General features: G+C 47.0%; 10 protein-coding genes. 9 read left to right on the top strand and 1 reads right to left on the bottom strand.

Annotated features, from left to right (window positions below):
• The first annotated feature begins 60 nt into the window (after positions 1–60).
• Together DFR60_RS00445 and DFR60_RS00440 are read left to right on the top strand one after the other, a co-directional pair.
• The gene (locus DFR60_RS00445) at positions 61–3,264 is read left to right on the top strand and encodes a UvrD-helicase domain-containing protein (RefSeq protein ID WP_110321122.1); all 3,204 of its coding nucleotides are present in this window, start codon (positions 61–63) and stop codon (positions 3,262–3,264) included.
• Positions 3,265–3,636: 372 nt separating this feature from the next.
• Positions 3,637–6,645 carry a 3'-5' exonuclease gene (locus tag DFR60_RS00440; RefSeq protein ID WP_110321121.1) on the top strand — a complete coding sequence of 1,003 codons (3,009 nt, stop codon included), beginning with the start codon at positions 3,637–3,639 and terminating at the stop codon, positions 6,643–6,645.
• Between the two features lie 144 nt (positions 6,646–6,789).
• Here the strand turns inward: DFR60_RS00440 and DFR60_RS00435 are convergent, their stop codons facing one another.
• Entirely contained in the window at positions 6,790–7,911 is a 1,122-nt protein-coding gene (locus tag DFR60_RS00435) for a substrate-binding domain-containing protein (RefSeq protein WP_110321120.1), read from the bottom strand.
• 363 nt (positions 7,912–8,274) lie between these two features.
• Here DFR60_RS00435 and DFR60_RS00430 point away from each other — a divergent pair, with 363 nt between their 5' ends.
• The 7 genes from DFR60_RS00430 to DFR60_RS00400 all read left to right on the top strand — a co-directional run bounded on the left by DFR60_RS00430 (position 8,275) and on the right by DFR60_RS00400 (position 15,407).
• Positions 8,275–9,063: a transketolase gene (locus DFR60_RS00430; protein ID WP_110321119.1), complete on the top strand. Its 789-nt coding sequence runs from the start codon at positions 8,275–8,277 to the stop codon at positions 9,061–9,063.
• Between the two features lie 15 nt (positions 9,064–9,078).
• Positions 9,079–10,083: a transketolase family protein gene (locus DFR60_RS00425; RefSeq protein ID WP_110321118.1), complete on the top strand. Its 1,005-nt coding sequence runs from the start codon at positions 9,079–9,081 to the stop codon at positions 10,081–10,083.
• Complete coding sequence (locus DFR60_RS00420; protein WP_110321117.1) at positions 10,061–10,756, top strand: RpiB/LacA/LacB family sugar-phosphate isomerase; 696 nt, start codon at positions 10,061–10,063, stop codon at positions 10,754–10,756. The genes DFR60_RS00425 and DFR60_RS00420 overlap by 23 nt, the downstream gene beginning before the upstream one ends.
• Before the next feature lie 15 nt (positions 10,757–10,771).
• Positions 10,772–11,686, top strand: a complete 915-nt coding sequence (locus DFR60_RS00415) for a carbohydrate ABC transporter permease (protein ID WP_110321116.1) — start codon at positions 10,772–10,774, stop codon at positions 11,684–11,686.
• A 226-nt stretch (positions 11,687–11,912) separates the two neighbouring features.
• Positions 11,913–12,524, top strand: a complete 612-nt coding sequence (locus DFR60_RS00410) for a carbohydrate ABC transporter permease (protein ID WP_167437468.1) — start codon at positions 11,913–11,915, stop codon at positions 12,522–12,524.
• A gap of 35 nt (positions 12,525–12,559) precedes the next feature.
• Positions 12,560–14,053, top strand: coding sequence for an ABC transporter substrate-binding protein (locus tag DFR60_RS00405; protein ID WP_110321114.1), 1,494 nt, complete (start codon positions 12,560–12,562; stop codon positions 14,051–14,053).
• A gap of 1 nt (position 14,054) precedes the next feature.
• Positions 14,055–15,407, top strand: coding sequence for a glycoside hydrolase family 140 protein (locus DFR60_RS00400; RefSeq protein ID WP_110321113.1), 1,353 nt, complete (start codon positions 14,055–14,057; stop codon positions 15,405–15,407).
• Positions 15,408–15,452 lie beyond the last annotated feature (45 nt).

The following is a 15,452-nucleotide window of genomic DNA, read 5'->3' as shown; positions in this document are numbered from 1 at the left end:
CGCCGTCTGCCAAAGAAGACTATAATATACCATATATTGACAAAAAGCAGGTGAAAAATTATGTATATAGCGGATTTACATATTCATTCCAGATATTCGCGGGCGACGAGCAGAGACTGTACACCGGAATATCTGGATTTATGGGCCAGGAGAAAAGGGATTTCCATTGTCGGTACCGGGGACTTTACCCATCCGGCATGGCGTCAGGAGCTGGAGGAGAAGCTGGAGCCGGCGGAGGATGGGCTCTATGTGCTGAAGGAGGAGTACCGGATCAAAGATGAAACGGCAGGTGCTGCAGCTGCGCCGCGCTTTGTGATTACAGGAGAGATCAGTTCCATTTACAAGAAACACGACAGGGTGCGGAAAGTGCACAGTGTGATTCTGCTTCCGGGGCTGGAGGCGGCCGAGTGTCTGTCAAGAAAACTGGAAACGATCGGCAACATTCATTCCGATGGGCGTCCCATCCTGGGTCTGGACTGCCATGATCTTTTGGAAATTATGCTGGAACTCAATTCTGAATCGATCTATATTCCGGCGCATATCTGGACGCCGCATTTTTCCCTGTTTGGAGCATTTTCAGGGTTTGACACGGTGGAAGAATGCTATGAAGATTTGACTCCGTACATCCACGCCATGGAAACGGGACTCTCCTCCGATCCGCCCATGAACTGGCGGCTTTCGGCGCTGGACGGCTATCAGCTGGTGTCCAATTCAGACGCTCATTCCCCTGCAAAGCTGGGGCGGGAAGCGAACTTACTCGATATGGAATTGTCCTATAAAGGGCTGCAAACGGCGATACAGACGGGAGAGGGGCTGATGGGAACCATCGAATTCTTCCCGGAAGAAGGGAAATACCATTATGACGGCCACCGGAAATGCCATCTCTGCCTGAGCCCTCTGGACGCGGAAAAATACTCCGGTAAATGCCCTGTCTGCGGCAGAAAACTGACCATAGGCGTTTCCCACCGCGTGGAGCAGTTGGCGGACCGGGAGGAAGGCTTCGTGCTGCCGGGAGCGAAGGCATTTGAGAGCCTGGTTCCGCTGCCGGAGGTGATCGCCGCATCCAACGGGCATTCAGCGGCCAGCCGGAAGGTGGAAAATCAGTATTATGAAATGCTTTCCGCACTCGGCTCAGAATTTTCGATTCTCAGGGAGCTTCCGATTGAAGATATCCAAAAGGTCTCCGGCCGCCTGACGGCAGAGGGAATCCGCAGACTGCGTGAAGGAAAAGTGGAACGCCGTCCGGGCTATGACGGAGAATACGGGACCATACGCTTATTCGATCAGGTGGAACTGGACGGAATGGACGGACAGCTCAGCCTGTTTACGGGAATCGAGATGGCCGAATTGTCACGCATGGAGACGGCTGCGGCTGCAGTGGCGGTTCCTGATCATTTATCAGAACAAGGGGAGAAACAGAGTATAGGGGGAACTGTTGACGCAGGCGGAGACGAAGCGGCCTTTCATCAGCTTACGTCCGGCCTGAATCCGCAGCAGGAGGCCGCTGTGACAGCAATCTCGCGCACCATCAATGTGGCTGCAGGGCCTGGAACGGGAAAGACGAAGACACTGGTGTCCCATGCCTTCCATCTTCTGGAGGGAAGAGGGGTAAAACCGACGGAAATGACTGCCGTTACATTTACCAATCAGGCGGCCAGGGAGATGCGGGAGCGCCTGGAAAGCCAGTTAGGCGGAAAACGATTCGTAAGCCGCATGAGAATCGGAACCTTTCATTCCATTTGCTACGATATCCTAAAAAAATCAGGCATGGAGTTTACTCTGGCCGATGAAGTGGAGATGAAGGATACCGCAGAAGAGATCATTGCAGACCGGGAGCTGAACCTGCCGGCCAAACAGTTCCTGCGGCAGGTTTCCGCGAGAAAATGCGGACTGGAAAAAGAGGCGGAATCGGTTCCGGCAGAGGCTTACGAGGCGTATCAGAGAAAGCTGAAGGAGCAGAGGATATTGGATTTCGATGATCTGCTTCTGGAAACGCTTCACCTATTCGAAGAGGAGGGGAAGAACAAAACGCTCCGCCAGGGATTCTCTTATCTGCTGGTGGACGAGTTCCAGGATATCAGCCCTGTTCAGTACCGGCTGATTCAGGAATGGAATAAGGGTGGGAGAGAATTATTTGTCATTGGAGACCCGGATCAGGCGATCTACTCTTTCCGGGGATCGGATGCCAGATGTTTTGAAAAGCTGAGAGAGGACTATCCTCAGATAACCACGATCTGTCTGGAACAGAATTACCGTTCCACTCCGCAGATCCTGGAGGCGGCCTCCGGCGTGATTTCACAAAACGATGGACCGGAGCGAAGACTGATTCCGCAGAGGCAGGCTGGTACTCCGGTGCGCCTGGTGACGGCGTCCGGGGAGATGTCAGAGGATATCTTTGTGGCAAAAGAGATTAACCGCCTGATCGGCGGAATCGATATGCTGGACGCGCAGGGGCATTTGGAAATGGGGGATGACTTAAGAGCCAGAAGTTTTTCGGACATTGCCGTGCTGTACCGTACCAACAGACAGGCGGAACTTCTGGAGACCTGTCTGAAAAAAGAGGGAATTCCTTATGTGGTTGCCGGCAGGGAAGATTTCCTGATGGAACCGGCTGTGCGGGGAACGCTCTGCTTTTTCAAAGCGCTTCTTAACCCGGAGGACCGGACGGCGCGCCGGCTGAGCTTGAAGCTGTTATGGAAGCTGCCGGAGGATGAAATGTCCGGGAGTATTTTCGATGCGGCGGCTTTAAAGTACCGGAAAAAGATGAAAAAGGAAAAGCCGCAGAAGCTTCTGGAGGCCTGGGTCTCGGATATGAATCTGCAGGAAGAAGAGGGCGTGGCAAAGCTGGCCTCCATGTCTGTTTTTTATAAAAATATGGCTGAATTCCTCGATAATCTGACCTTTGGGCAGGAAAGTGATATAAAACGGTGCGGAGGCAAAACGTATACATCGGATTCCGTGACACTCATGACGCTGCACGGCTCAAAGGGGCTGGAATTTCCAGTGGTTCTGATGTGCGGAGTCAGAAAAGGGCTGATTCCACTGGAGAGCGGTAAGCAGGATATCGATGAAGCCGAAGAGCGACGTCTGTTCTATGTTGGTATGACCCGTGCCAAGGATGAACTGCTCCTGATTACATCGCAGGAACCGTCACCGTTTTTGAAAGCGATTCCAGAGGAAGTGACAACGCGGGAAAATGCGGGAAAACAGCGTGATCCAGGTATGGGGAAACAGATGAGCCTGTTTGATTTCATGCAGCCGTGATGCGTGGAATATGTGGAAGCGAAATAATGGATTAAACGAAAATGCTGAAAGAAGGTAAAAACTCGAGAGTGTGATTGGAAATAAAAAAATGCCCTGACGGATCTCCGGGCACACTTCATTATCCATTATACATAATTTTTTATTACAAGTCTACCATTTTTTCTTTTTTTTGCTAAGATAGTAATATGCACGTAACAGTTCAGACGGCGGGAAAATTGGTGCAGGAAGCAGCGTCAAGCTTGCTTGTAAGCTGCTTTATGCACCAATTTTCACATCGGATGAATATCCGATGCTTCTTGACCAGATTTTTCGGTCAAGAAGATGAGCCGTCTGAACTGCAGCATATGCGCAGAAAGAAGAAGGGAGACGGGCATGAAACAGAAAAATCAGACAGAGACAAAGAGTATACCGGGAGTCACCCTGGAGGATGAGAGAAATACACTTTCAGAAATTCTTGCCATCGCGGACAGGAATTTAAATCAGGCGAGGTCCTCTGTTGAGAATTTAGCAGATGAACTGCATGAACTGAAGGAAATTTATGATGTTGAGGACAAAGAGGGTCTGGCGCTGTGGTTCAATACTGACGCCAGATTCCAGCAGGTCCGGCAGGAACTGCTCCGCATGGAGCGAAGCAGAAAAAAGCCGTATTTCGGAAGAATTGATTTTACTGATGCCAGTCTGTTAAAGAAAGAATGTTACTACATTGGAAAGGCAGCAATTACAAAGAATTCCGCGGAACTGGTAGTCATCGACTGGAGGGCGCCGATCGCATCGGTTTATTATGAAAGTTCCCTTGGAGCGTGTACGTATTCGGTAAAGGGAGAAGGGGCGTTTGAGATCGATCTCTCCAGAAAGCGCACCTACGAAATCGAAAACGATGAACTGAAGGATTTTTACGATTCGGACGTAGTGGCCAATGATGATCTGCTGACAAAATACCTTGCCAGGAATAAACGATCCGTATTAAATGATATCATTGCAACGATTCAACAGGAGCAGAATGAGATCATTCGTAAGAGGCCGCAGCATAATGTCATTGTACAGGGCGGGGCCGGTTCCGGTAAGACGACTGTGGCCATGCACCGCATTTCCTACATTTTGTACAACTACGATCTGGAATTTCAGCCAAAGGATTTCTACATTATTGGAAGCAACCGGATTCTCCTCAACTATATCACGGGTATTTTACCGGATCTGGACGTTTACGGCGTATCGCAGATGACGATGGAGCAGTTGTTTACGCGGCTTCTGTATGAGGACTGGGATGAGCGGAAATATACGATTAAAAAACTGGAGAGGGAAGATAAAACAGCCTGCGTAAAAGGCAGCTTTTCCTGGTTTCATGATCTGGAAGCGTTTTGCCGGCGCTACGAGTGGAGCTATATTCCGTTGGAGGACGTCTATACGGAGAAAACACACCGCCTGCTGATGACCCGAAGCTCCATTGAGGGGCTGCTTAAGAAGTTTGATTACCTGTCGCTTCCTGACAAGCTGGACAAGCTGACGGAGCACCTCATGGCGAAGGTGGAGAATGAGATATATGGAAGATACTATACGTATCCGCCGGAAGAGCAGAAGGCACTTCTGAAGTATTACCAGACCTATTTCGGAAAACGGGAGTGGAAGGGTTCCATTTTTGAGTTGTATGACAGTTTTCTGGCAGAGCAAAGGGAAAAAGGAACCAGGATTCCTTCACCTGGAAATTCCTTCGATCTCTATGATCTGGCCGCATTGGCTTATCTGTATAAACGAATCAAGGAGACGGAGGTCATCCAGGAAGCAAGCCATGTGGTTATCGATGAGGCGCAGGATTTTGGCATGATGGCCTATGGGGCATTAAAATACTGCCTCAGTAAATGTACGTATACCATCATGGGCGATGTGTCCCAGAACATCTATTTTGATTACGGACTGACAGACTGGGAGGAACTCAGGAGCCTCATGCTGCCAGGGGAATTTGATTATTTCGGGCTGCTGAGAAAAAGTTATCGAAACACGGTGGAAATCTCTAATTTCGCAACGAATATTCTGCAGCATGGGAATTTTCCTATTTATCCGGTTGAGCCGATTATCCGCCACGGAAAAGAAGTTCGAACGACGGGGTGCGAGGATGAGGGACGGCTGATTGCAGAGACCGCGGGCACCATTTTGGAATGGCAGAAGAAGGGCTATGAAACGATTGCAGTCATTTGCAGAGACGAAGAGGAAGTGAGCAAATTAACGAAAGAGCTGCGGAAAAAAGTAGAACTTCGGGAGTTTGATGCGGAAACGGAAGAGTTTGGAAGCGGTGTTATGGTTCTGCCGATCGAATATGCAAAAGGTCTGGAATTTGATGCAGTTCTCCTTTTTAATGCCAGTGAGGAGAATTATCCGTCAGAGGATGGCTTTGCGAGACTGCTGTATGTGGCGGCTACGAGAGCGCTCCATGAATTGGTGGTGCTTTATTCCGGAAAATTGACAGATTTGATTGGTACCACCGTATCAGAGGAGAAGAAACGAAAGTACGTAGTCGTGCGGCAGGAGCAGCCTGCCAGGCGGGTGCGTGAGGAGAAGCCCAAAACCAACAGGGAAATAGAACTGGAACGCGTATCCCATGGAAAATTTGAGATGGAGCTGCGCAACCGCATCGGACCGAAGCGAATCGTTGTTCAGAATTCCATCGAAGAGAAGCGGTCAGAAAAAGCACGCGCTGCAAATAGCCAGTCAGAGAAATCGGAATTTGGAGTAATTCCTGGTACGAACAGCTTAAGGCCGCTGGGCCATTCCAAATTAAATCTGGCAGTACGATGGGTGACCGGCAATAAAAGCTATGTTGAGGTGACGAATGCCTGCGGAGTTCTTCGGATCACGCCGATATCCGAGAACACGGTTCGAATCAGCTTTGCAGGGGAGTCATTAGGCCAGCTTCCGGAGATACCGGCAGAGATTGAGCCCACACCAAAGCTGAAATGGAATTACAGGGAAGATAAAGGCCGTGTAGAGGTGAAATTTGGAAAGCTGCTCTTGCGGATCGACAAGAGAAACGGCGGAATCTCTTTCTATACTGAGAAAGAGATACTTCTTCTCAGCGAAAATCCTTCACTGCCAAGACAGATTGCAGGCACTGCCAGGAATCAGACGTGGACCTATTTCGACTGGAGCAAAAAAGAGGTATTGAAGGCGAGAGGGGCGGTCGACCAGCAATGGCTTGATTTGAAGACCACGGCGAAGTATATCTCTTTCGGTGCAAAATCAAAGAGGCCTGCCTGTGTCAAGTCGAACAGCGGCTATCAGATCCTGGTTCCAGGAGGGAGACGGGTCATGTGCTGCACGATACCGATGTATGGCTCTTATTTATATACGGAAGGAGAAGCGCAGATTGATTATTTTTTCACTTTATAGGAATGTTTGTCCTATGAAATGAAAACCCTTCGAGGGACAGCGTGCCATGCTTGGCGGATTCTTTATTTGAACGGTGTTATAGTGTAATGAAACAAAAGCAGGATATGGCGTATGTAATTCGGCAGCCATATCCTGCTTTTTGTTTTACGTAGATTCTCCTATGATAAAATCTGAAAAAAATTCCACCGCGTGCGGCGGAGCCTTTTGATTATTTTTTACAGCTTCCATACGTGCGATTGCCTCGCGTGCGCACTCACGGTAAGGATGGCGGAACGTGGTCAGGGAGAGCGGGGACATGGCTCCTACATCAACGTCATTGTCACAGCCGATCACACAGATGTCCTTTGGTACACGTACGCTGTTTTTGACGAAAAAATTAATCAGAGCAACTGCAATACGGTCAAAACTGCATACAACAGCTGTTGGACGCGGGGTGAGCGATAAAATTTTGGCGCCTATACGGTCGATTTCCCCCTGAATATCTGCAATTGATCCGACGTTGGCGTTAGTCAGCGAGAAGATGTTCTGCTTTTCCAATGGTATCGAAGAAAGATCCAAAGCAGTCTGGAAGGAGGAAAATCTGTCATGAATAGTAGAAATCTTCCCATAGGCTTTGATGTAAGCAATGTGCTCATGGCCATTTTGCAGTAAATATTCAGCGGTCCGGCTTCCAATATAGTTGTTGCTTACACCGATATAGTGAAAATTCCGGCCATGAAAATACCGGTCGATCAGAATACAGGGCAGTTCTTCATTCATTTTTTGAAGCATCGCCAGGTTGGGATTCTCAGTACTGTCACAGGTAGTTAAAAATAGAAAATCAGGACGCAGAGAAGCCGGCTTGGAGTAGATCGTTTCCAGCAGACGGCCTTCCTCTTCCACGGAATTATGGGTATTACTGAAGATTAAATTGATTCCGTGTCTTGAAAATATGCTTTCGAAATTAGACAGATATTTGTTGATCGTGTAATTCCAGGTAGTAAAAGGAAGCAAGTACTGGACCGACAGTTCCTGACCCCGATTGTATTTGCTGTTTACCCCGATTGGTTTTTCACAGAGCCGGTATCCCTGACGGGGAGACATCCCTTTTTTTATGATCCCCTTTTCATTCAGAGACTGAATTGCCGTCAGAACAGAATTGCGCGACAAACAGAGACGGGATTGGAGTTCACGTACAGAGGGAATTGTATCGCCTACTTCAAGCTCATCCATATAAATCTGCTGTAAAATTAATTTTTCCTGGGTTATTAAATCATTCTTATTCATGTTATTTATCTTAGATGAAGCAGGGGGAAAAGTCAATACAATTATTCCAGAACAGGAACAAAAATATAAACAAAACAGGAACAAAAAGATTGTATAATATGACAAAAATAACAAAAAAGGAACAAAAAAGGAACAAAAGTGGTTGACTTTAAGCAGTCAAGTATGGTTTAATTCAGTTAGGGCGAGAAAACAACTGCCGATATGTTCGACGAAATGTCAACATTCAGAAGCGGAAATGTTGAAGCCTCCGGCGGATGTGCAGAACGCCCAAAGGTATTATGTCATGCAAGTATGATGGCCGCTCACACCAATTCGCCGAGGCGAATTGAATAGGATCATGGAACAAAAAACGGAGGAATGATTATGGAATTAACACAGCAAATAAAGAACGGAATAAAATTGGCCGTGTGTTCTTCAGGAGGCGGGCACGCGGGGGGAAGTCTTTCTGTCTCAGATATTCTTGCGAGCCTGTATGGCACAGTTATGAAGTATGATTCTTCAAATCCGGAGTGGGAGGGGAGGGACCGGCTTATTTTATCAAAGGGGCATTCCGGAATTGCTCTCTACGCGGCGTTGGCGGCCAGCGGATTTATTCCATTTGAAGAGCTTGCCAGCTTCGGAGCGGCGGGAAGCCGTCTCATGAACCATCCGGATGCGCATCTGGTTCCTGGAGTGGAAATGTGTACCGGTTCACTGGGGCATGGCCTTTCCCTTGCAGTGGGTATGGCTTTGGCAGGACAGATGAAGGGGCAGGAATATTTCACATACTGTATTCTGGGTGACAGTGAATGCTGTGAGGGCAGTGTGTGGGAGGCCGCCATGTATGCCTGCCAGAAGAAATTAAAACGTTTGGTTGCTATTATTGACCAAAATGGAATCGGATGCGATGGTCCGGTGGAGCAGATGGTTCAGATGGAACCGTTTGACAGCAAATGGAGCAGTTTTGGTTTCAAGGTAGAGGAAACCAACGGTCATGATGCAGAGAAGATGAATCAGTTGTTTTTACGCCTCAGGAAAGAAGGGGATGGGCCTTATGCGGTTATCGCTCATACGATAAAAGGCCATGGACTGATTAGGGAAGTTGAGGGAACAGGAGCCTGTCATTACATATCAGGAACCAGAGAGGCACTCAATGAAATGTTTGCATTTTAGGAGGTGTAGCAGAACATGCAGGTGAAAGAAAAAGTCTCTTTATTTTCGCAGCTGGAGGCATCGGCAGGAAAGCTGGAACAGTTAATGGAGAATGATGAACAGATTATTATAATAACGGCGGATCTGGCAGAATCCTGTAAGCTTAAAAGAATCGAGAAACGCTTTCCGGACAGATTTATAAATGTCGGTATTGCGGAGCAAAACATGGTATCCATTGCAGCAGGGCTGGCGCATGAAGGATTTAAGCCATTTGTCCATACGTTTTCTGTCTTTTCCAGTCTGAGGGCCTGTGAACAAATCCGTACGGATGTATTCTATAACCAGGCAAATGTAAAGATTATAGGGACGCATTGCGGCATGAGCGCAGGGCAGGCAGGATCAACGCATTTTTCCCTGGAAGATATCGGGGTGATTCGGGCCATGCCGGAAAGTATCATGATTGCTCCGGCAGATGCAGTTTCTGCCGCCAAATTTATAGAATTGCTTTCCGGCATCAAGGGACCGGCTTATGTCCGGCTGGACAGGAATCCGCTTCCGAATTTATATGATGAAAGCTACGAGGCTGTGATTGGAAAAGGAAAGGTATTGACGGAAGGAAGGGATATTGCAGTTATCGCCATTGGTGAGGCAGTGTCAGAAGCGATGGCGGCAGGAAAAGAACTTCTGCAGCAGGGCGGTCCTGTCATTACGGTGGTGGATATGGCGACCATTAAACCGATGGACTGTGATTTATTAAGGCGGTTATCGGAAAATCACTCTGTTTTTATAACCGTTGAGGAGCACAATGTTTATGGAGGCCTGGGAAGCGCGGTCGGACAGGCCGCGGCAGAGTTGGGACTGGGAATCCGGTTAAAATGTATTGGAATACCGGACTGTTATCCTCAGGGAAATCCAATCGGCTGCAACAGAGCATTGTATGGATTAGATAAAAAATCAATAAAAGAGACCGTAGAAAAATTATATGGAGTAACAGGCAGTCGTGACAGGGGGATAAATTATGAGAGTGGCGTTGATGAATGAATTCAGTCAGGCAAGTAAAAATGCATTGATTTTACGAGCCCTGGAAAAAAGTGCTGCAAAATATCATGTGGAGTGGTTCAATACGGGGATGAGAACAGACAATGATCAGCCGGTGCTAAACTATATCCATCTGGGCATCCAGGCATTTGTACTTCTTAATACAGGGACGGTCGATTTTGTAATTACAGGATGCGGTTCCGGACAGGGGGCCTGTATGTCTTTAAACAGTTATCCGGGTGTAAACTGCGGTTATATTACAGACCCGTCAGATGCATATCTGTTTACACAGATTAATAATGGAAACGCGGTTGCACTGCCTTTTGCCAAGGACTTTGGATGGGCTGCGGAACTGAAATTGGAGGATATCTTTGATAAGCTGTTTTCCTGTGAGGGCGGGGGCGGCTACCCCGTGGAAATGAGGGATATTCAGAGTAAAAACGGTACAGTTTTTAATCAGGTAAAGGATTTATTGTGTAAGGAACCTGTGGATATTTTGAAGGCATTGGATCCGGAAATGGTGAGAACCGCACTGGAAGGGGAGTGGTTTTGCAGCTGTTTTCAAAAATATGCAAAGCCGGGAAGCCTGACTGCATATGTAAAAGAAATAATTGCAGAAAAACCGGATGATCCAGCGTTGCCAGGCACAGACGGACACGACGGTTCTAAAAACTGACAGGGGGAGACGGATATGGATACAAAAAAAACAGGACGGAGAAGGCTGGGAACGACTGGAGTTATGCGAAAGATGCAACCATACCTGTATATTTTGCCACTCTTTATTCTTCTTGGAGTTTTCAAACTGTATTCTTCGGTTTATGCGATCTATCGGTCATTTTTTGAATGGGACGGCGGACGGATATCGGTGTTTATCGGAATCCAGAACTATATAGCGCTACTTACCGATGCAACGTTTGGAAAATCGCTGGTGAACCTTCTTATATTATTGGTAACGTCTGTACTTAAAGTAGTGACTGTTCCGCTTCTGGTAGCAGAGCTGGTAATGAGTGTGAAGCGTCAGTTTTCCAGCAACTTATATAAATATCTGCTCATCATTCCCATGGTGGTACCTGGTGTGGTGATGATTCTGTTATGGCGCTGGATTTACGATTACAATGGGCTTCTTAACGGTATACTATCGACACTGGGGCTTGAAAATTTTATGCACTCCTGGCTTGGGGAGCAGGCGACGGCTTTGGGGGCTCTGATCTTCTACCAGTTTCCATGGGTAGCAGGAATTCAGTTTCTGATCTTTCTGGCAGGACTGCAAAGTATTGATACCAGCATTTATGAGGCGACCAGAATTGACGGTATTGGTCCGGTAAGCAGGCTCTTTTACATCGATATTCCACTGCTGACAGGACAGTTCCGCTATCTGATAATAACTACAATCATATCGACATTCCAGGCATTTGAACACGTCCTTATCATGACAAACGGAGGACCGGGGGATTCCACCATGGTGCCGGCATTACATATGTATAATGAGACATTTTCATATTATAACATGGGATATGCATGTGCCATGGGAACGGTACTGTTTCTGTTTACATTAGGTGTTACCGCCTTTAATATGAAGTATATTAAAGGCGTTGACAGTCAATAGGGAGGGAGAAAGTCTCATGAAAAAAAGACACATAAATCGATTGCTTGTGCATGGCACACTGGTTTTTATACTTTTTCTTACTATTTATCCTTTATTTGTTATGGTGGTATCTTCCCTGAAAACGAATATACAGATTTATCAGAATCTCTATTTTTTCAGTCTGCCGCTGCATTTTGAACATTATACCATTGCTTTTGGACAAATATACAAAAGCATTATAAACTCATTGATTGTAACAGCAGGTAACGTAATTCTTACCCTGATTATTTCTGCGCTGGCTGGCTATGCCTTTGCGCGATTCCAGTTTAAGGGGAAAAACTTATTATTCATGGTTATGATGATGATGATGATGGTGCCATATTTCCTCATATTGATTCCTCAGTTTATTATTTCACAGAAAATGCATTTATTAAATACTTATGCAGTGCAGATACTGCCGCCTTCCTCGGCCTTTGCGATATTATCTACATTCCTGATCACGACACATATGGAATCCCTGCCGCAGAGCCTGTTTGAAATGGCTACGATTGAGGGCGCCGGTGATTTTAAAATTTTCTATTACATAGCATTGCCGCTCAGCAAACCAATTCTGGCTACTGTATGTATTACAACGTTGATTTCCAGCTGGAATAACTACATATGGCCGCTGGTATCAGCCAATGCCGAGAAGGTGCGTCCGGTAATTTTGCAGGTATCAAAGGTGATAGCCAGTACCTATCAGATGCCGGGCGTCAGTTTTGCAGCATACGTAATTGCATCGATCCCGCTGCTTCTCATCTTTACAGTTGCAACAAAACCGTTTGTGGAAGGGCTGACTGCAGGGGCAGTGAAAGCATGATAAAGTGTTTATTATTTTAAGGAGGATAAATTATAATGAAAATGGGGAAGAAATTTTTAGCAATGACAGTGGCAGCACTTACGCTGACCGCCTTAACCGGATGCGGAGAAAAGACGGAAAACAGCCAGGCATCACCAGAAACGACACAGGAGGCGGTAAATACAGGCCAGGCGGATGGAAACTGGCATCCGGATAAGCCCATTACACTTAAGTGGGCAACCTGGGAACATAACAGTACGGAAGGACAGGAATACCTGAAAAAATCGCTGGAGCTATATAAAAAATACCAGCCTAATATTACGATTGAATACGAATACATTGCCAGCGACCAGTATCAGACGTGGCTGCAGACCCAGTTGATGGGGGGCACCGCTCCGGATCTGTTCCTGGTTCGTCATACCTGGGGGCAGCAGTATCTGCGCGATGGTTCTGTGATTGATCTGACCGATTATCTGAATCAGGAAACCAACCCTTACAACAATAATCTGAACTGGATGAGCACATTTCAGGAGTCGGTAATGGCGCAGGTGATGGATCCTACTAACGGAAAATACGCCAGTGTACCAACCAATGGGGTTCTTTGCAAGCTGTTTTACAATAAGGATCTGATGGCAAAAGCAGGAATTGATACGATGCCGTCCACATTTGCTGAGTTATTGGAAACGTGTAAGGTGCTGCAGGGAGCAGGCATTACTCCAATGGTAGTCGGTATGAAGGTTTCGGAAGGTGGTGGTTACCACTGGTTTGAACGTCTCATGATGGATCCGCTGGCTACCCGGTTTATCGAAGATCTGGATATTAACGGAACCGGACTGATCGAAGTCAATGAAATAGCCCGCGGTGTAGACCAGGGAGTCATTGACATTACACAGAAGCCGTGGAAGGATATTTACCCGCTGATTAAGGAATTTTCGCAGTATTGGTATCCGGGTTACACCGCTATGGATAATAATGAGGCTCTGGAACAGTTCATGCGGGGAGAGATTGCCATGACCTTTTCGGTCGGATCCTATGCAAAAATCATGGCCAGTAATCCTGATTTGTCCTTTGAGATTGGAATAACAGAATTTCCGACCCTCGGGACAGAGAGCCATCCGGATTCTTCCGGGGTTGCATATGAAATTGGAGGGGCACCCCAGGGAAATATCTGTATACCGACCACAACCACAGGGGATCAGCTGCTGGCGGCCATGGATTTCCTGAAATTCAAGACAGGCCAGGAGGATTCCAGCCTTTACGTAAATGAGCTGTGGGGCGTTACTCCGGTAAAAAATGTAGAAGTCAACAGTGAAAATCCTATGCTGCAGGCCCTGCAGTTTAAAAATGACGTATCGCCTTTAAAATTGTATGAGACTTATTTTGACAAGCAGTTCTTTGATGATTCCGTTATGTATGGACAGCTGTATTTACAGGACAAGATGAGTCTGGAGGAGTATACTCAGGTTCTTCAGGAGGATCTTGTAAAAGCAAAAGATAATTACGTGAAAAAGGAAGGCTGGAGCGAAGAGAATAATTGGGGAGAGAATTAATATGAAACTTACAATATCACCGGATAAACATTATTTTATGAAGGACGGTAAGCCGCTGTTTCTGATGGCAGATACAAACTGGAGTGCGTTTACCCATCCGGATTTGGAAGAATGGCGTGAGTATCTTGATTTTCGCAGGGAGCAGAATTTTAATGCGGTACAGATGAATCTGCTGCCGCAGCGCCATTCCTGCACACCACGTCAATGGATTCATCCATTTACAGTTACGAGTGAAGGCCGTTTTGACTATTCCTGCATCCGGACAGAGTATTTTGACCATGTATGCCAGTATCTCGACGAGATGGCAGCACGAGAGATGCAGCCCATGATTGTACTTCTGTGGGGGAATTTCGTTCAGGGTACCTGGCAGGGGATCAGGGACGCAGGTCGTACAAACGTGGAGGAAAAACCATATTATCAGCCTATGACAATAGCTGAGATGGAGCATTTCTTACAGTACGTGATCCCGAGACTGCGGGAATACAATCCTGTATTTCTGGTAAGCGGTGATGTAAATCTATCCGAGGACGTGGTTCATTATGATACGGTTCAGGATCAGATGGGAGCCAACCCTGAAACTGTGGCGTTTTATCACAAAGCGTTGCAGGTCACAAAGAATCTGGCGCCGGACTGTCTTACGACGCTGCATATTGCGCCCAAGGTAGTACTGCCTGCACAGCTGATAGAGGCTCCGGAACTGGATTTTTATATGTATCAGCCGGGACATGTATACTCGGAGCCACAGCTAAACCGTACGCTGGCACAGGATATCCGTTCCTATCCGGTCTCACGTCCCATATACAACAGTGAGACCAGTTATGAAGCAAATATATACTTCGACCGGTCACAGGGCAGGTTTGATGAGAGATGGATACGGAGAGCTTTCTGGCAGGGAGTGTTGAGCGGAGCGAACGCAGGATTTACCTATGGTGCTGGAGGTGTGTGGCTATGGAGACAGAATCAGAATTTTTGCAGTGAAAGAGGAGACTTGGGGTTGGTAAATGACTGGCGAGATGACTTACGCCTGCCGGGAGCCTACGACATGGGATTTGCAAAACTGGCTGCAGATATGATCGGGCTTTATGATTTGAAACCAGCATCTGATCTGATACACAACAATCCCTGTGAGGAGATTGTGTGCGCGGCAAATGATGATCAGAGCAAACTTGTTATCTATATGCCGTTTTCATGGCCGATGAGTGTCGATGCCGATTTAAGTGGTTATCGTGTCTATGGAGTGGATCTGGAAAAACGCTGGGCATTGACTCCTGCATACTCTGTACGGGACGGAATCACCTTTTTCAGACAACTGCGTTATAATCACGATTATCTTATTGTTGCATGTAGAGAATAAAGTTTTGGATAGCGGAGGCCGAAGGGGCTCCGCTTTTCGATGAAT

Source organism: Hungatella effluvii (assembly GCF_003201875.1).
Taxonomy (GTDB): Bacteria; Bacillota; Clostridia; order Lachnospirales; family Lachnospiraceae; genus Hungatella; species Hungatella effluvii.
Note: the sequence above shows the minus strand (reverse complement) of the source record. Positions and strands in the feature narration are given on the sequence as shown.